The sequence below is a fragment of the Blautia glucerasea genome, from assembly GCF_020537505.1.
Lineage (GTDB): Bacteria > Bacillota > Clostridia > Lachnospirales > Lachnospiraceae > Blautia_A.
The window spans coordinates 1-323 of the sequence record NZ_JAJBMO010000127.1; the positions used below are offsets into that span (position 1 = coordinate 1).

General features: G+C 45.5%; 1 pseudogene. It reads left to right on the forward strand.

The window, feature by feature from the left end:
- Nucleotides 1-323 (forward strand): annotated as a pseudogene (locus LIQ05_RS19565) (ABC transporter ATP-binding protein); the annotation flags it as partial.

The window sequence follows — 323 nt, forward strand, 5'->3', positions numbered from 1 at the left end:
GAACGGCTGACCGATGCGGTGCTGTCTTTTGTGGAGGGCATTGGTGTTATTAAGAGCTATAACCTGCTTGGAGAAAAATCCGAAGAACTGTCCGGCAATTTCAAACGTTCCAGAAATACATCGCTTGATTTTGAACGGAAAATGACCCCGTGGACAATGGGGCTGAATATCCTTTACGGTATTGGTATTGCGGCAATTTTCGGTCTGTCTATTGTGTTGGAACAGAGCGGTGCGCTTTCTTTGGCTTATGTGTTGGGTGTTCTGCTATTTGTATTTGATCTTTTTGGCCCGTTGAAGGCTCTCTATGGAGAAGCATCCAGACT